Annotated in this window: 14 protein-coding genes and 2 pseudogenes; 6 read left to right on the top strand and 10 right to left on the bottom strand. The window is 69.8% G+C overall.

What is annotated here, in order from left to right:
- Positions 1 to 90: 90 nt before the first annotated feature.
- The 3 genes from P3T27_RS36185 to P3T27_RS36175 all read right to left on the bottom strand — a co-directional run bounded on the left by P3T27_RS36185 (position 91) and on the right by P3T27_RS36175 (position 3,611).
- Complete coding sequence (locus tag P3T27_RS36185) at positions 91 to 1,575, bottom strand: S28 family serine protease (RefSeq protein ID WP_280685557.1); 1,485 nt, start codon at positions 1,573 to 1,575, stop codon at positions 91 to 93.
- A gap of 321 nt (positions 1,576 to 1,896) precedes the next feature.
- Positions 1,897 to 2,850, bottom strand: coding sequence for a serine protease (locus P3T27_RS36180; protein ID WP_280685556.1), 954 nt, complete (start codon positions 2,848 to 2,850; stop codon positions 1,897 to 1,899).
- Positions 2,851 to 2,981: 131 nt separating this feature from the next.
- The gene (locus P3T27_RS36175) at positions 2,982 to 3,611 is read right to left on the bottom strand and encodes a TetR family transcriptional regulator (RefSeq protein WP_280685555.1); all 630 of its coding nucleotides are present in this window, start codon (positions 3,609 to 3,611) and stop codon (positions 2,982 to 2,984) included.
- 193 nt (positions 3,612 to 3,804) lie between these two features.
- On the opposite strand from P3T27_RS36175, the gene P3T27_RS36170 reads away from it, so the two are divergent.
- The 3 genes from P3T27_RS36170 (at position 3,805) to P3T27_RS36160 (ending at position 5,421) form a co-directional block, all read left to right on the top strand.
- A complete protein-coding gene (locus P3T27_RS36170) occupies positions 3,805 to 3,960 on the top strand; it encodes a hypothetical protein (RefSeq protein WP_280685554.1) in 156 nt (51 codons plus the stop codon).
- A 34-nt stretch (positions 3,961 to 3,994) separates the two neighbouring features.
- The gene (locus P3T27_RS36165; RefSeq protein ID WP_280685553.1) at positions 3,995 to 4,285 is read left to right on the top strand and encodes a DUF4190 domain-containing protein; all 291 of its coding nucleotides are present in this window, start codon (positions 3,995 to 3,997) and stop codon (positions 4,283 to 4,285) included.
- A 251-nt stretch (positions 4,286 to 4,536) separates the two neighbouring features.
- Positions 4,537 to 5,421, top strand: coding sequence for a metallophosphoesterase (locus P3T27_RS36160; protein ID WP_280685552.1), 885 nt, complete (start codon positions 4,537 to 4,539; stop codon positions 5,419 to 5,421).
- Positions 5,422 to 5,474: 53 nt separating this feature from the next.
- Here the strand turns inward: P3T27_RS36160 and P3T27_RS36155 are convergent.
- From P3T27_RS36155 to P3T27_RS36125, 7 genes and pseudogenes are all read right to left on the bottom strand, one after another.
- Positions 5,475 to 5,675, bottom strand: a pseudogene (locus P3T27_RS36155) (ATP-binding cassette domain-containing protein); the annotation flags it as partial.
- Positions 5,672 to 5,950, bottom strand: a complete 279-nt coding sequence (locus P3T27_RS36150) for an SHOCT domain-containing protein (RefSeq protein ID WP_280685551.1) — start codon at positions 5,948 to 5,950, stop codon at positions 5,672 to 5,674. The gene P3T27_RS36150 and the pseudogene P3T27_RS36155, both read right to left, overlap by 4 nt.
- A gap of 301 nt (positions 5,951 to 6,251) precedes the next feature.
- Complete coding sequence (locus tag P3T27_RS36145) at positions 6,252 to 6,929, bottom strand: response regulator transcription factor (RefSeq protein ID WP_280685550.1); 678 nt, start codon at positions 6,927 to 6,929, stop codon at positions 6,252 to 6,254.
- Positions 6,926 to 8,080, bottom strand: coding sequence for a sensor histidine kinase (locus P3T27_RS36140; protein ID WP_280685549.1), 1,155 nt, complete (start codon positions 8,078 to 8,080; stop codon positions 6,926 to 6,928). Before P3T27_RS36140 ends, P3T27_RS36145 begins: the two co-directional genes overlap by 4 nt.
- A 218-nt stretch (positions 8,081 to 8,298) precedes the next feature.
- Positions 8,299 to 10,839 (bottom strand): ATP-dependent Clp protease ATP-binding subunit, encoded by a 2,541-nt coding sequence (locus P3T27_RS36135; protein ID WP_280685548.1) that lies wholly within the window; start codon positions 10,837 to 10,839, stop codon positions 8,299 to 8,301.
- 83 nt (positions 10,840 to 10,922) lie between these two features.
- Positions 10,923 to 11,165 carry a hypothetical protein gene (locus P3T27_RS36130; RefSeq protein ID WP_280685547.1) on the bottom strand — a complete coding sequence of 81 codons (243 nt, stop codon included), beginning with the start codon at positions 11,163 to 11,165 and terminating at the stop codon, positions 10,923 to 10,925.
- 39 nt (positions 11,166 to 11,204) lie between these two features.
- Positions 11,205 to 11,333 (bottom strand): helix-turn-helix transcriptional regulator, encoded by a 129-nt coding sequence (locus tag P3T27_RS36125; protein ID WP_280685546.1) that lies wholly within the window; start codon positions 11,331 to 11,333, stop codon positions 11,205 to 11,207.
- 1,108 nt (positions 11,334 to 12,441) lie between these two features.
- Between P3T27_RS36125 and P3T27_RS36120 the strand changes: the two genes are divergently transcribed.
- The 3 genes and pseudogenes from P3T27_RS36120 to P3T27_RS36110 all read left to right on the top strand — a co-directional run.
- Positions 12,442 to 14,784, top strand: a complete 2,343-nt coding sequence (locus P3T27_RS36120) for a tetratricopeptide repeat protein (RefSeq protein ID WP_280685545.1) — start codon at positions 12,442 to 12,444, stop codon at positions 14,782 to 14,784.
- Between the two features lie 163 nt (positions 14,785 to 14,947).
- A complete protein-coding gene (locus tag P3T27_RS36115; RefSeq protein WP_280685544.1) occupies positions 14,948 to 16,168 on the top strand; it encodes an IS256 family transposase in 1,221 nt (406 codons plus the stop codon).
- A 43-nt stretch (positions 16,169 to 16,211) separates the two neighbouring features.
- Positions 16,212 to 16,745, top strand: a pseudogene (locus P3T27_RS36110) (site-specific integrase); the annotation flags it as partial.
- Positions 16,746 to 16,839: the final 94 nt, after the last annotated feature.

Raw genomic sequence — 16,839 nt, 5'->3', positions numbered from 1 at the left:
GTCCGCCGGCCCTGCCGCACGCACGAGGAGGCCGCCCCGACCGGGGGCGGCCTCCTCCTGGTGCGCTACCGGTGCGCGTGGGCCCCGCGGTTACAGCGGGCGACGCTCCAGCTTCTGGCCCTCCTCGTCGAGCGGGCCGAACGGCGGGATCTGCTGCGCCTTGGCGAGCGAACGGGCGGTGTCCTGGTCGGCCAAGCCGGCCCACTCCAGCACCTTGGCGGTCGCCTCCGCCGACTCGGCGGCCGGCAGCTTGCCGATGTTGGAGCCGTGGTTGCCGCCCGGCACGGTGTAGACGTAGCTGTCGTCACTGCCCCGACCGAGCTTGAAGGGCTTGGCGCCCCACGGGTCGTTGCCGCCGTAGACGAACATGATCCGCTCGGCGTCGCGCTTCACCCAGCGGTCGATGTCCCGCATCGCGTTCGGGTTGAAGGTGGTCGGGATCTCCTTCGGCACGTACGAGCGGGCCGAGTACAGCTCCTTGTAGTCGTAGTGCAGCACGTCCTTCAGGTACGAGACGTCGAAGAACGGCGCGCCCAGCTCGGTGGCGGCCTGGTAGTAGTACGCGGTGTACTTCGCCAGCGACTGGTCGCTGTTGCCGGTGATGCCGGACTGCGAGTCGAACCACGCGTACAGCTCGTCGTCGGTCGCGGTGGCCGCGACCGGGACCTTGGCGCAGTCCGACTCCAGGCTGTACTGCCAGAACGCCCAGATCACGTCGAGCACGCCCGCCTCGTACGCCCGGTCCGGCGTGCCGAGGGTGTTGAAGGTGGAGCCGGCGGCCTTGTTGTCGGCCACGTAGCGGGTCTCCAGGCGGTCGCGGCGCACCAGCAGCTCACGCTGGGCGGCGTTCAGCGCGGCCCGGCACTCGGGGGTGCCGACGGTGCGGAAGAAGTCGGTGTAGGCGGCGTAGTCGTTGACATCGGTGTTGTTCGGCGCCACGTACGCGATCGTGCCCGCGACGTCGTCCGGGTAGAAGCGGCGGAAGTAGGTGGAGGACATGCCGCCCTTGCTGGCGCCGGTGGAGAGCCACTCCTGCTGGTAGATCCGCTTGAGTGCGGTCACCAGCTGGTGCGAGTCGGCGGCCTGCTGGCGGATGCCGGCCTTGGACCAGTCCGCCGGGTCGGGGCGCGACGGGGTGAAGAAGCGGTACTCGATGGACACCTGGTTGCCGTCCACCAGCCGGGTCGGCTCGGTGCGGGACGGGGTGGTGCCCAGCGTGTAGCCGTTGGTGTAGAAGACGGTCGGGCGGTCGTAGCCGCGGTGCAGCACGCTGAAGCGCTGCTGGAAAGTGCCCAGCCAGGGGCGGAAGTGGTCGATCGGCTGGGTGTAGGTGGCCAGGAAGTAGCGGTGGCCGGTGGTGGTGGGCTGCTCCGCGGTGATGGTCACCCCGGGGATCGCCGCCAGGCGGTCCTTGATGTCGGCGTTCGGGTCGTCGGCGGGGCTCCGGCCGTGGGCGGCCTCGGCGGCCCCGACGCCCTGGGCACCGGCGGCCAGCGCCGGGGTCGCCAGGCCGCCGAGCGCGAGCAGCGGTATCAGCAGGACGGAAACCAATAGCCTGCGTAGCGTGGTGGTCATCAACTCTCCATCGGGTCAACGGACATGACTGCCGCCTTGTCGGCACAACTCTGCGGCGTGGGTGGCGCGGTGGCCGCCTGGTGGACGGCCGAATGGGCCACCCGCCGGTCGCGGGTGGCCCATCGGGGAACGGTGCTGGTCAGCGGGGTCGCCTCGGTTCCGTCACGGGGACGGCGGCCGGGGGCGGGGTGGTGGTCAGGAGCTCTGCGTTTGCCAGCGGGATGGTGGTGATCAGGGGCCGTGCGGCTGTCGGCGGCGGGGTGGTGATCACGGGCCGTGCGGCTGTCGGCGGCGGGGTGGTGATCACGGCCGGGACGGCGGTCAGGGCCCGACCAGGGTGCAGCCGGGCAGGGTGAGGTCGAACCGGTTGCCGGCGGCGAAACAGGCCGGGATGCCGTAGGTCTCCTGGGCGTAGCCGATGCCCTGGTGCACCGTCACCGCGCCGTTCTCGTCGACCTCACACGGGTTGTCGAGGGTGCAGGACTCGCCGCTCTCGTTGATCGTGTTGTTGACGGCGACCAGCTGACCGGTGCTCGCGTCCACCACCGGCGAGCCGGAGGTGCCGCCGATCACGTTGCAGCCGGAGGTGTAGCGGACCGAGTCCTTGAAGACCCAGTCGGCCTCGTGCAGCCGGTAGGCGAAGCCGTCGATCGAGCAGGAGTAGATCTTCTTCCAGTAGCCCGAGACGACCCGGATCGAGGCGCCCTGCGCGGGGTGGGCGGCGGAGACGGTCAGCGGGGCGATGCCGTACCGGGACTGGATCGAGGCGTAGCTGGTGTTCAGCTGGTAGATCGACACGTCGGTGTCGGTCATGGCGCCGTAGACCACCTTGGTCGCGCGCAGCGTGGCGAGCTTGCCGCCGGTGGAGCTGAGGAGGGTGAAGGTCCGGCTGGAGGGCTGGTTGAGGACCACCTCGCCGGGGCCGGGCATACCGGACTCCAGGCAGTGGCCGTTGGACAGGATGAGGGCCGGGTCGCTCGCGGCCGAGCCCGGCATCCGGACCAGCGAACCGGAGCAGTTGCTGAGCGCCACCGTTCCGGCGAAGGTGACGGCGGCGAGGGGGGCCGCCTTGGCGTCCGCGGTCTGGGCGCCTTGCAACTCGGCGCCCTGGGCCTGGGCACTCTCGACCTGGATGCCCTGAGCCTGGGCGCTCTGGGCCTCGACGGAGGCGGTGGGGGCCTCCGGGGCCGCGGCCTGAGCCGGGAGGGCCCCGGCGAGGGCGGTGGCCCCGGCGACCAGGAGCGTAGCGAGCATGCCTATGAGCGGCTTCTTCATGAGAGACCTCTCGGTGTGGGGGTCCACCAAAGCTGGCGCGGACATGACCCACTGTCAAGAGTCAAGACATGCCCAAGAGACCACTCCGGCCGCAATGGCTCGTTCCAGCCCCCACCCGGGGCGAGCCATGGTCAACTCGCCTGCCAGTGACGCCGGCCGAGGCTGATCAGGCGCAGTTGCAGACGCGCGGTCGCGGCGATCCGCCGCTCCCTGGCCGGATCCGACTCCTGCGCCTCCAGCAGGGCCGACGCCGTCGAGACCATGTGGTCCACGTACAGCTCGGCGAGCATGCGCAGGTCCTGCTCGCTCCACCCACGCGAGACCGGCTGAAGCGCCAACGCCTCCCCCACCTCGGCTGCGAAACGGCCGAGTTCGGCATCGATCGCCTCGCGGACCCGTCGGACCCCGCCATGCCGCTCGCGCGCCAGGAAGCGGACGTGCGCCCGGTGCTCGCGCACGTGCCGCTCGATGACGTCCACCGCACGGTCGATCAGTTCCTCGGCGCCGCCCGCCTCGGCGAGCACCGACCGGATCATGACGTGCAGGCTCGCCAGCGACTCCTCGACCAACGCCACGCCGAGCGCGGCGAGGTCCGGGAAGTGCCGGTAGAACGCGGCCGGGGACAGCCCGGCCTCCCGGGTGACCTCGCGCACGCCCAGGCTCGCCAGGTTCTGATCGGCCAGCAGGCGCAGGCCCGCATCCAGCAACGCCCGCCGACTCTGCTGCTTCTGGGCCTGCCTGGCCCCAACGGTGTGACTCACGCCATTCAGTAAACAAGTGTTTGCCGAGATTGGCCAGTCGGGCGTAGAGTGAGGCCGAAGTCAGTGAACACTTGTCAACCGAAATCGACACCGGGCCGGTGTCGGTACCGGGCCGAGCTCGACACTGGGCTGAGCTCGACATCGGGCCGGGCTCGACGTCGGGCCGGTACTGCCACGGCCGGAGGGGCCCGCCATGATCCTGTTCTCCGCGCTGGTCGCCATGGGCGTCCTGATCGGCACCGCCGCGCACACCTCGCTCCCCGTCTTCCTCACCGCCTCCGCCGCCATCACCGCCTGGCTGCTCGCCTTCGGCGCCCGCGAGGGCCTCGCCCGGCTGCGGCAGCGCTGACCCGGCCGCTCCCCAGAGAGGACCCGCCACCGTCATGAGCACTGTCACGAACCGTCAGAGCGGCGCCCGCAGCGACGCCCACGGCGAGGCCCGCGAGGCCGACAATCTGGCCGTCGCCTCCTTCCTGCTCGGCCTCCCCGGTCTGCTCCTCTTCAACGTCGTCCTGGGGCCGCTCGCCATCACCCTCGCCACGCTGGCCCTGGTCCGCGGCACCCGGCGGCGCGGCCGTGCTGTCCTCGGACTGGCCCTGGGCATCGCCTCACTGGCGATCCTCGCCGCCACCACTGCCACCTCTCACGGGGTGCTCATGGAGTTCGGCTCCTGAGTCGGGCCGTGTCCGGCTTCCGGCGGCTCGGCTTGCGTGACTCGGCTTCCGGCGGTTCGGCGCGCGTGGTTCGGCACGCGGTGCTCGGCGCGCGCGACTCGGCTTGCGTGGCTCGGCTTGCGTGGCTCGGCGACCCGTCAGGCGCCCGCGCCAGAACCGGCCTTCGAACGGCTGATCCCGCCAACCCGCCCCACGGCCCCCGTCCGCCACGTACTGTGGCGACAACGGACGGGTGACCACAGGGGGCAGGAGTGACTACCGAGTACCGCAGCGACGCGCCGTCGGAGCCGACCGGGGCGGGCGGGCGGCTCCTCGCCGTGAGCGACCTGCACATCTCCTACCAGGAGAACCGCGACCTGGTGGAGAAGCTGCAACCCAGCACCCCCGACGACTGGCTGCTCGTCGCCGGGGACGTCGCCGAGCTCACCACCAGCATCGAGTGGGCGCTCGGGCTGCTCGCCAAACGCTTCGCCCGCGTGGTGTGGGCCCCCGGCAACCACGAACTGTGGACCCACCCCGAGGACCCGGTGCAGCTGCGCGGCGTGGCCCGCTACAACCACCTGGTGGAGCTCTGCCGCAGCCTCGGCGTCGTGACCCCCGAGGACCCGTACCCGCTCTGGCAGGGTGCCGGCGGACCGGTCCGCATCGCCCCGCTCTTCCTCCTCTACGACTACTCCTTCCGTGCGCCGGGCACGACGACCAAGGAGGAGTCCCTGGCAGCCGCCTACGAGAGCGGCATCGTCTGCGCGGACGAGCGGATGCTCTACCCGGACCCGTTCCCGGACCGCGACTCCTGGTGCCGTGAGCGCGTCCGGCTGACCGAGCAGCGGTTGGCGGCCTGCGACCCGGACGTACCGCTGGTCCTGGTCAACCACTACCCGCTGGTCCGCCACCCCACCGAGATCCTCTGGTACCCGGAGTTCGCCCAGTGGTGCGGCACCGAGCTGACCGCCGACTGGCACCGTCGCTTCAACACCGCGGCGATGATCTACGGCCATCTGCACATCCCCCGGAAGACCAGCTACGACGGCGTCCCCTTCGAGGAGGTCTCGCTCGGCTACCCGCGCGAGTGGAGCCGCCGCGGGCTGCCGGACCCGCTGCTGCGGGAGGTGTTCCCGCAGGCCCAAATGTCCTGACCACCCGGACCGGGTGGGGCCGGTGGGCTTCTTCCGGTGCATCCGGCTCTCCTCAGCGTGTCCAGCCCGGCCGCACAGTGCACCAGGGTGGACGTGCCCGAGCCGGACGGACCCATGATCGCGGTGAACCGCCCGGCCGGGAACTCCACCGTCACGTGGCCCAGCGCGCGGACCTCGGTGCCACCGACGCCGTAGATCTTGACGGCGTCGGCGGCCCGGGCGGCGGTTCCGCGGACGAGGTCGAGCGTGGTCACTTCCCGGCACCCCCTCGGAACTGGTCCCGCGGCGACTCGCTGAGCACGGAACGCCTGGCGCGGTACTCCTCGGCGTCGATGTCGCCCTCGGCGTAGCGGCGGCCCAGGACGGCCAGCGGGTGGTCCGCCCGGGCCCCGGCTCCGCAGCCGCGCCGCCAGAGCGTCCGGCGCAGCACGGTGATCACCAGGACCACCACGGCGATCCACACCAGTGGGATCAGCAGGATCCAGGGACCGGGCCCGTGCCCTCCCCCATCGGCCAGCAGCGTGTACATGGTGGTTCATCTCCTCGGCGGTGGGCCTCCAGACCTCGGGCGGTTCCCGAGGTGACCAAAGCGTCCCGCCAAGCGGCCTCATCACGCGTCCTACCAGCAGCGGCAGTTGGGGTACTCCCGGGAGAGTACGGGCTGGCCGCGACACGCCGGGCCGGAAGTAGAGCGGTCGGGCAGGACCACCGGGTGGTGCGCGGCAGGCGGGCAGCACGGCGCGACGGACAGGCGGGACCGGGCAGCACGGCGCGGCAGGCGCGCAGGCAGCAGGACCCGGCAGCACGGCGCGCCGCCGCACGGAGGACTCTCAGCCCAGCCAGCCCGGCCGCACCAGCCCCGACTCGTAGGCCAGCACCACCAGTTGCGCCCGGTCCCGGGCCCCGAGCTTCACCATCGCCCGGCTGACATGCGTCTTCGCCGTCAGCGGGCTGACCACCAGCCGCCGGGCGATCTCCTCGTTGGACAGCCCCATCCCGACCAGCGCCAGCACCTCCCGCTCCCGCTCGGTCAGCACGGAGATGTCCGAAAGTCCGCCCGGCGCCGCCTCGGGCGCCTTCGAACGGGCCGCGAACTCGCCGATCAGCCGCCGCGTCACCCCCGGCGACAACAGCGCGTCCCCCGCCACCGCGACCCGGATGGCCCGCAGCAGGTCGGCCGGGTCGGTGTCCTTGACCAGGAAGCCGGCCGCCCCCGAGCGCAGCGCCTCGAAGACGTACTCGTCCAGCTCGAAGGTGGTGAGCACGACCACCCGCACGGAGGACAGCGCAGGGTCCTCGGCGATCCGCCGGGTCGCCTCCAGGCCGTCCATCCGCGGCATCCGAACGTCCATCAGCACGACGTCCGGTACGAGTTCGCGGGCGAGCCGCAGCGCCGCCTCGCCGTCGTCCGCCTCGCCGACCACCGCGAGGTCGTCCTGCAGGTCCAGCAGGGCCCGGAACCCGGCCCGGACCAGCAGTTGGTCATCCGCCAGCAGTACCCGAATCACTCACTCTCCGCCTTCGGTGTCGGCAGCTCCGCCCGGACCCGGAAGCCGCCGCCCGGCAGCGGCCCCGCCGTGATGGTGCCACCGAACGCGGCCGCACGTTCCCGCATCCCGGCCAGCCCGCTGCCCGACCCGCCGGCGTCGCCGAGCACCGCCGGGCCCGGGTCCTCGACCCGGACCACCAGCGCGGCCGGATCGGTCCAGTCCAGGACGACGACCGCCTGCCGCGCCGCCGAGTGCCGGATCACGTTGGTCAGCGCCTCCTGGACGATCCGGAACGCGGTGAGATCGACGCCGGCGGCCAGCGCGCGCCGCTCGCCGCGCTCCTGCACCTCGGCGGCCAGGCCCACCCGGTCGGCCTGGTCGGCGAGTTCGTCCAGCCGGTCCAGCCCGGGGGCCGGGCCGCGCGGCGCCGCCTCCGGGCCGCGCAGCGTCGCGAGCACCTGCCGGACCTCGCCGAGCGCCTCCTTGCTGGTCGACTTGATGGTGACCAGCGCGGTGCGGGCCTCCTCCGGCCGCCGGTCCAGCAGGGCGAGCGCGACCCCCGCCTGGATGTTGATCAGCGACAGGCTGTGCGCCAGGATGTCGTGCAACTCCCGGGCCATCTTGAGCCGTTCCTCGTTGGCCCGGCGCTGTTCCAGCTGCTGCCGGTAGGCCCGGTGGGCGGCGATCCGCTCGCGCCGGAACCGGACCAGCTCGGCGCCCGCGGCCACCAGCAACAGCCAGGCCAGCAGGCCGAGTTCCGCCTGCCAGGAGAAGGCGGACGGCGGGGTGCGCTGCCAGTCCGCCGGCAGCGCGAAGGTGATCAGGACGTGCACCAGGTACACCCCGCCCAGGCCCGCCCAGGCCACCCGGCGGTGCCCGGAGCCGATCGCCGTGCAGCAGGCGATCAGCCAGCTGACGAACACCGGCCCGTACGGGTACCCGGCGCCCAGGTACGCCGCCGTCACCACCGAGGTGCCGACCACCGCCACGACCAGCCGACGGCACCGCAGCACCAGCAGGGCCGGGCCGATCAGCAGCAGGAGGTAGCCGACGGCGTCCAGCGGGACCCGCCCGCCCTGGTTCCGCCCGGCGAACGTCGACCCGACCACCTGGACCACGGCGACCGCCACCGCCAGCCCGAGCGGCCGGCCCGCGTCGGCCGCCCGCACCCACCGCGGGCGCCACGGCTCGGGCGGTTCTCCCGAGGGCGGTCGCGGGCCCGGGGGATGTGGCGGCGGACCCGGCGTTTCCGTCGGCGGGGACGTGGGCGGCATCATGCCCGGAAGGCTAGACCCGCGCCGCCTCCCCACGCGTCCTCCACCAGTGGCGTTCGGGCGTACTCCCACGGGAGTACGCCCGAACCCGGTCCCACCCGTTCCCCTCCCGCTCAGCCCTCTGCCGCGGCCTCCTGCGCCTTCTCCTCCGCCTCCTCGAAGGTCGCGGACGCCTCCGGCCGGGCCAGCGTGACCACCAGCTCGCCGTCGCTCACGTCCGCGATCAGCGTGTCCCCCTCCTGCACCGTGCCGTCCAGCAGCAGGTTGGACAGCCGGTTGTCCAGCTCCGACTGGATCGTCCGGCGCAGCGGCCGGGCCCCGAACTCCGGCTGGTACCCACGGTTGACCAGCCACTCCTTGGCCGCCTCGGTGACCTCCAGCTCCACGTCCTGCGCCTTGAGCCGGCGCCGGCTGCGCTCCAGCAGCAGGCCCACCACCGACAGCAGGTCCTTGCGGGTGAGCGCGTGGAAGACGATCACCTCGTCGATCCGGTTCAGGAACTCCGGCCGGAACTGCCGGCGCAGGTCGCGCATCAGGTCGTCGCGGATCTCGTCCACGTTCCCGGCGTGGTCGAGGATGCGCTGCGAGCCGATGTTGCTGGTCATGATCACCACGGTGTTGCGGAAGTCGACCGTACGCCCCTGGGAGTCGGTCAGCCGCCCGTCGTCCAGCACCTGGAGCAGCAGGTTGAAGACGTCCGGGTGCGCCTTCTCCACCTCGTCGAAGAGCAGCACGCTGTACGGCTTGCGGCGGACCGCCTCGGTCAGCTGCCCCGCCTCGTCGTAGCCGACGTACCCGGGCGGGGAGCCGACCAGCCGGGAGACGGTGTGCTTCTCCTGGAACTCGCTCATGTCGAAGCGGATCATCCGGTCCGGGTCGCCGAACAGCAGCGCCGCCAGCGCCTTCGCCAGCTCGGTCTTGCCCACGCCGGTCGGCCCGAGGAAGAGGAAGGAGCCGGTCGGCCGGTCCGGGTCACCCATCCCGGCCCGGCCGCGGCGCACCGCCTGGGCCACCGCGGTGACCGCCTCGTCCTGGCCGATCACCCGCTCGTGCAGATGGTCCTCCAGCTTGAGCAGCCGCTCCTTCTCGGTCGCGTTCAGCTCCGCGACCGGGATGCCGGTCCGGGACGACAGCACCTGCGCGATGTCGTCGGCGGTCACGTCGACGACCTCCTCGCGGGACTCGGCGATGGACGCCAGCTCGTCCTCGGTCTGCCGCAGCTCGGCCTTCAGATTGGCCGCCCGTACGAACTCCTCGTCCGCGACGGCCTCCTCCAACTCCCGCTTGAGCTTGGTGATCCGGCCCTGCACCCCGGTCGCCTCGGTGGACCCGCTCAGGCTGCGCAGCCGCACCCGGGCACCGGCCTGGTCCAGCAGGTCGATCGCCTTGTCCGGCAGGAAGCGGTCGCTGACGTACCGGTCGGACAGCGTCGCCGCCGCGTCCAGCGCCTGGTCGGTGAACCGCACCTGGTGGTGCGCCTCGTACGCGTCCCGCAGCCCCTGCAGGATCTCGATCGTCTCCTCGACGCTCGGCTCGGGCACCAGCACCGGCTGGAAGCGGCGCTCCAGCGCGGCGTCCTTCTCCACGTGCTTGCGGTACTCGTCCAGCGTCGTCGCGCCGACCACGCTCAACTCGCCGCGCGCCAGCGCCGGTTTGAGGATGTTGCCGGCGTCCATCGAGCCCTCGCCGCCGGCGCCCGCGCCGACCACGGTGTGCAGCTCGTCCAGGAAGAGGATCACGCTCTTCTCGGCCGCCGTGACCTCGTCGATCACCTTCTTCAGCCGCTCCTCGAACTCGCCCCGGTACTTGGAGCCCGCCACCAGGGCGGTCAGGTCGAGGGTGACCACCCGCTTGTCCGCCAGGCTCTGCGGCACGTCCCCGGAGACGATCCGCTGCGCCAGCCCCTCCACGATCGCGGTCTTGCCGACACCCGGCTCGCCGATCAGCACCGGGTTGTTCTTGGTCCGCCGGGAGAGGATCTCGACGGTCTGTTCGATCTCCTCGGCCCGCCCGACCACCGGGTCCAGCCGCCCCGAGCGCGCCTCCTCGGTGAGGTCCCGCCCGTACTCGTCCAGGGTCGGCGTCTCGCTGGGATGCGCGCCCGTGCTGCTGCGCTCCCCGCCGACACCGCGCCCCTCCAACACCGTCTTCAGCGCCTCCTGCGAGGGCGCCGCGTTGCGCAACGCCGTCCCCGCCCCGGACCGCTCCTGGTCCAGCAGCGCGCCGAGGATGTGCTCCGGCCCGATGTACGAGGCACCGACCGCCTGCGAACGGGCGTGCGCGGCCAGCAGCGCGCGCTTGGCCGACGGCGTGAGCGCGGGCTGCCCGTCCACCGTGGCCGAGCCCCCCGACGGCAGCGACCGCTCCAGGTCGCCGGCCAGCTGGTCCGGGTCGATCCCCGCCCGCTCCAACATCCGGCGCGACGGCTCCACCCGGGTGGCCGCCCAGGCCAGGTGCCCGGTGTCGAGATCACTGCTCCCGTCCTCGCTCGCCCGCTGCGCGGCCAGTCCCAACAACTCCTGCGAGGACTCGCTCAGCAGCCGTCCGATCGGCACCCGCTGCACCGCGGGCGGGGAGGCCATCGGGCTCATCCCGAAGAACCGGCTGAGCAGATCGGAGAACGGATCATTCGATCCGAACGGGGGTATGGTCACGGCGCTTCACCTCTCCCAAGCGGTTTGCAGCCACACAAACACAGGCCGCACGACCTCGCCTCCCGGGCAGTCCCCGGACGGCTTCACCCGGTGAACCGTTCCAGCAGTACGCCCCCGCCGTACGTCACCGCCATCGCCATCAGCCCGCCCACGACATTGCGCAGCACCGCCCGGCCCGGTCCGGCGGCGACCTGCACCGAGCCGAGTCGGGCCCGCCCGAAGAACGCCATCCAGGCCGGCGCCGTGGCCGGGTCGGCGCAGTCGAAGACGGTCTCGGCCGCCGAGCTGCGAGGCGAGCGGCCGGGCAGGGGTGTGCTCCTCCGCACTGAACATCGCGGCGGTGGCGCCCGGCAGGGCCTCGGTGCTCACGGAGTCCGGTCGGCTTCCCAGCGCACGACCGTCGACACGGCGACACCGGCCTTCTCGGCGAGCTGTTCCTGACTGCAGCCCAGCGCCACGCGGCGCTCCGCCGGCTGTGCACGCTTGGCCGTCATGCTGCCCCGGTCCGTGGACGGCGTTTCCCCAGGTCACGTGCGGGAGTGCGCAGGAAGCGCCCGGGGGAAGACTCAACTCAGCTCTGGTAGACCGTAGCTGACGGTCCCTCACTGTTCACGCCGTCCGCAGGGAATGACCCCGAATGGGACCTGGGGCCCTGCGGGCGGCACGCAGCAACCGCCCGGTACGCGGAGCCCCGATCTCCCGCCGGTGCCCGTGGAAGCGCGCCGGGCGGCCCCGCCCCCGAGGAGGACACCGTGCAGCTCGCTCCCACCGACCGGCGCGGACGCCGGGAGACCGCGCAGGGGCAGAGCCGACAATCCTGGGGCATGCGGGTCACCGACGGTACCGGCCACGAGCTGGGCGTAGGGAGATCGTACGGATGCAGAAGGCCCGGGTCGGGAAGCCTCCCCGACCTGGGCCTCTACCGCTATTCCTGCTGTTCGGACGGTGGGCGCGGACGGTTTCGAACCGCCGACATCTGCTTTGTAAGCTCGTTCGACCTTTCGGACAGGCTCAGCAGAGCCGCACGCGCCTCCCGACAGCCGGACGCTGGCAGCCTGCCTTGCCGTCTCATGTCCGTCGGTGTTGCCGTCAGGATCTGCCGTCAGCGCGGGCGCCTAGACATACCTGCAGGCCAGGACTCTCACTGCAGGACGCATGGACTGAGACCATCGGCGGCTACCACTGCCGGCTAAAGGAGAGCCGAGGCCCGCGTGTGCCGAGGTGGCACACGCCAACTCGTTCCCGTGCTCGACACTCCTAGAGGATGCTCTTGACTAGCCAGTCGGCGATCGCCTTGGTGAGTCCGGCTATCACGGCGCCTAGCACCGTACGAAGAAGAGCGCGAGTCCGGCGTCGCTTCATCGAGGGAGCTTCCATCACATGCCTCCGCAGAGTCATCGGAGCGGACAAGTGTCGCTCGTATGCTGTTCACTCTGCCGCCAGTTGAGCCGCAAGAACTCAGTTGCGACGGCTCCCGCTTAGCGGCAGACGGATCGCCAGCTCAGCAGCTTGTGCGGGTGGACACAGAACGAGAGGTGTGCGATGAGTGGCGACAGGGGCGGGCAGTCAGTTCGGCGGCCTCGTGTCATCTCACGTCCGACCGTGACGCGCGGCCCTCTACGGGAGCTCAAGGATCTGCTGTATCGCCTCTACCTGGAGGCTGGGCCTCCTACGCTGGATGAGATCACGCAATGGATCAGCGAGGACGAAAGTCTCCCCGGTGCGCCGGAGCGGGACACTGTGCGTCGATGTCTGGGGACGACGGAGCTGCCAGCAAGCCAGCATGACGTCACATCGATCGCCACGGTCCTGGCAAGGCGGGCTGGCTGGGACGCGTCAGACGTAGTCGCCAAGGCGAGGGAACACTGGATGGCCGCCAGGATGCTGCTCCCGCTGGGGCGGCGCATCGCAGAGTTACGAGACCCATTCGCCTTGCACGTGCACCGCGTTATCGAGGAGCCTGGGGCACCACCAGGACCCCCAGCCTACCTAGCCAGGGCACACGATCTGACGCTGGCGGACATCCTCGGCGCGACAGGATCGTCGGCTGTCCTCATCGTGCTAGTCGGTAGTTCATCGACTGGTAAGACCAGAGCAGCCTTCGAGGCTGTCCACAGGTTCCTTCCAGAATGGCGGTTGCACCACCCGATTTCTCCCACCAAGCCTGAGGCTCTGTGGCACGCAGTAGGAGATCCAACTCTGGCTCCCCGTACAGTGCTGTGGCTCGATGAGCTGAGTGAGTACCTGTCACCTCAGGGCGGCGAGAGGGCTGCCGCCGCTCTGGCCGAGGCGCTGCATACATCGCAGCACTTGGTCGCCATCGCCACAATATGGCCGGAGGACTGGGAGAGGCTAACCATCGACCCGTCCCCTGGAAGCCCTGCACCCCATCCGCAGGCGAGGGCTCTCTTGAAGGGCTCAGCACAGCGGGTGGATATTTCAGTCGACTTCGCCCTTGAAGAGGTGAGGGCCCTCGCCGAACTGGACCCTCGCGTGAGGCAAGCGCTTGAAGCAACTGGGAGCACAGGAAAGGTAACCCAATATCTCGCTGCTGGATACGCCCTGCTTGAACGGCAGAAAGCCCTGCAGGCTTCTCATCCTGGAGCTTGGGCCATTCTCACTGCCGCAGTGGACGCGCGCCGACTGGGCGGTCCAGCCTCACTTCCGGAAAAGTTCCTTGAGGTCGCATCTCCCCGATACCTCGACCCGCAGGACTGGGGAAGTCTGCCTGATAATTGGTTCCCGGCTTCGTCCGAGGTTCTGACGCATATGGTGCGGGGAGCCGCCCGCCCCCTGGCCCGCATCCGACCCTACCCCGACGAGGAACCCAGTCCGCCTTCTTTCCTGCTAGCAGACTATCTCGCAGACCACGGACGGCAGGAAAGGCGGTTTACTTCTCCTCCAAACTCGTTTTGGCTTGCCGTTGACGAACTGAATGATGTTGCCGCACTGCGCCGAATGGGAGGCTCTGCGCTAGCTTCCGGGCGCCGCAAGCACGCCGCCCGGATCCTCCGGAATGCCGCACACAAGGACGATCCATGGGCAATCGCAATTTGGGCCAAGTGGCTATGGGAGCTTGGAGAAACAGTCCGCGCCGAGAAACTGTTCCAGAAAGCAGCTAACCTAGGCAACAGCTCGGCGCTCAATAGGTGGGGAGAATCCCTATGGGAGAGCGGGGACCACGAGCGAGCTGGGGAGCTGTATGAGCGGGCCACCGCTGCGGGTTCGGACCGGTCAATTAGAGACTGGGCAGAATCAGCCTCAAAGGAGGGCAACTTCAAGCTTGCTGACGCACTATTCCAGCGAGCACACGACAATGGTGACCCGTGGGCACTTTGGTGGTGGGCGGCATCATGTATCAAGCGTGGCGACCTTGCTCGCGCTGCAGATCTCGCTGAACTATCGGCTACAAGCGCCGGCCAGGCGCCCAGCGTGTGGTGGGTACGAACATTGTGGGATGCGGGACGCCGACAGCGTGCAGAGGAATTGCTGACGCAAGCAATAGATGACGGGAGGCCGGAGGCGCTCTGGAGGTGGGCCGAACAGCTGTGGGGGTCCTCGGAACATGAGCGGGCCGTAGAACTCTTCGAGAAGTCAGTGGCTGCAGGCGACAAACATGCTCTACGGCGCTGGGCAAGCGCATGCTGGCGCGCCGGCGACCGGCCGCAGGCTGAGGTCCTCCTGAATCGCGCCGTCGAGGCTGGCGATAACATCGCCTTGTGGTGGTGGGCGCAGAACCTGTGGGATGCCGGCGAACACGAATCTTCCGAGTTGCTCTACCTGAAGGCAGCCAACGCCGGACACTGGCCCGACGTCGCAAGGCAATGGTCTGCTGCCTTACGAAAGTGTGGACAGGAGCAGCGGGCTGCTGCTCTGATGTCGTACGGCCTGACCGCGGATGGTGACCTAGCCGAGGCGTGGAACCTTCATGATTTCGCCCCATAAGCTCGCCTACAGCTGGGCGAAGTAGGTTAGGAAGATTTCGGGCTAGCCGCCTAGATGGCGTCCCGCCGAGTGGTGTAGCAGGGATCTTGACGTAACCCCTGGTCATAACAGAGCCATCGCGCAACTCTCCGAGTAGGCATGCTCGTTGAGTGAGAGGTGCACGATGGCCTTGTCCCAGTCTGACCTACTCCGCCTCATGGAGTCACTGCGTACGGCGGACGGAATCGAGTTGATCAGGACCCTCGCCCAACGGCTCCTGCAGGAGCTGATCGAGGCCGAGGCCACCGCCCGGATCGGCGCCGAACCCGGCGAGCACACCGACGCCCGCACCACCTGGCGCAACGGCCACCGCGACAAGACCCTGACCACGCAGGCCGGCGACCTGGAACTGGCCATCTCCAAGGTCCGCACCGGCAGCTTCTTCCCCAGCCTGCTGGAGCGACGCCGCCGCATCGACCAGGCCCTCTACGCGGTCATCATGGAAGCCTACGTGCTGGGCGTGTCCACCCGATCGGTCGACGACCTGGTCAAAGCCCTCGGCGCGGACACCGGCATCTCCAGGAGCGAGGTCTCCCGAATCTGCTCCGACCTGGACGAACAGCTCACCGCATTCCGGGACAGGCCCCTGGACCACACCCGCTTCCCCTACGTCTACCTGGACGCGACCTACTGCAAGGCACGGGTGAACCACCAGATCGTCTCCCGGGCCGTGGTCGTCGCCACCGGCATCACCGAGGACGGCGGCCGGGAAGTGCTGGGGCTGATGGTCGGCGACAGCGAGACCGAGCTGTTCTGGGCCGAGTTCCTGCGCTCCCTGCGCGAACGCGGCCTGACAGGAGTGCGGCTGGTGATCGGTGACCACCACAGCGGTCTGGTCAAGGCGATCCGCAAGGTCATGCTCGGCGCCGCCTACCAGCGCTGTCGCGTCCACTTCCTGCGCAACACCTTCGCGGTCATCCCGAAGGACGCCGGCGAGATGGTCGCCGCGACCATCCGCACGATCTTCGCCCAACCCGCCCAAGCCGCGGTCCGATCCCAACTGGACACCGTCGCCGACATGCTCGGCAAGCAGTTCCCCAAGGTCAAAGCGATGCTGCTGGAAGCCAAGGACGACCTGACCGCCTTCGCAGCCTTCCCGGAACGACATTGGAAGAAGATCCAGTCCACCAACCCGCTGGAGCGGATCAACCGCGAGATCAAACGCCGCACCGACGTCGTCCAGGTCTTCCCCAACGACGACGCGCTCCTACGACTGGTCACCGCTGTCCTGTTCGAGATGCACGACGAATGGATCGCCTTCCCCCGCCGCTACCTGCCCGAGACCAGCATGGAGAAGATCTACCCCAACGAGCCCGGCCGTAACGAACTCCCGCCCAGCTCATGACCGTTGGTCTACGACCACTACACCACTACACGGGACGCGACCGCCGGACGGCACCCGCAAGCGCAAGACCGTCTACGGCGACACCTGGGACGAGTACGACGCCAAGCGGCAGGACCTCGTGAAGCGCGCCCGAGACGGTGTCCCGACCCCGACGCGCTCGCAGAAGCTGTCCGAGTGGCTCCCCTACTGGCTGGAGGAGTTCATCCGGCCGCAGCGCAAGAAGACGACGTACGCCAAGTACGAGACTCACGTCAGGCGTTACCTGATCCCGCACGTGGGGACCAAGCGCCTGGAGTCGCTGAGTGTCCCCGACGTGCGCCGCCTCGTCGGCGCCGTGTCGCGGGAGGCCTCCGCCGCCACGGCGAAGGAGTCGCACCGCGTGTTGCGCACGGCCCTGACGGCGGCCTGCCGCGAGGAACTGATCAGCCGAAACGTGGCAACCCTGGTCCCGGCCCCGCGCGTGGAGGTGCGTGAGATGAAGACGTGGACGCTGGACGAGACGATCACCTTCCTGGAGGCCGCACGCCCGGACCCGCTGTACACGGCGTTCGTCCTAGCCATCACGCTGGGGCTCCGGGGGAGTGTCATGAATCAGGTGGACACCCTGATCAAGGGAGACACTGATGAGCTCGCTGACGGATCACCAGATCGGGTCGGCTTCTGACGGTTCG

The sequence above is a fragment of the Kitasatospora sp. MAA19 genome (assembly GCF_029894125.1).
Lineage (GTDB): Bacteria > Actinomycetota > Actinomycetes > Streptomycetales > Streptomycetaceae > Kitasatospora.
The sequence above is the reverse complement of the archived record's forward strand: the minus strand, read 5'-3'. Positions and strand labels throughout refer to the sequence as shown.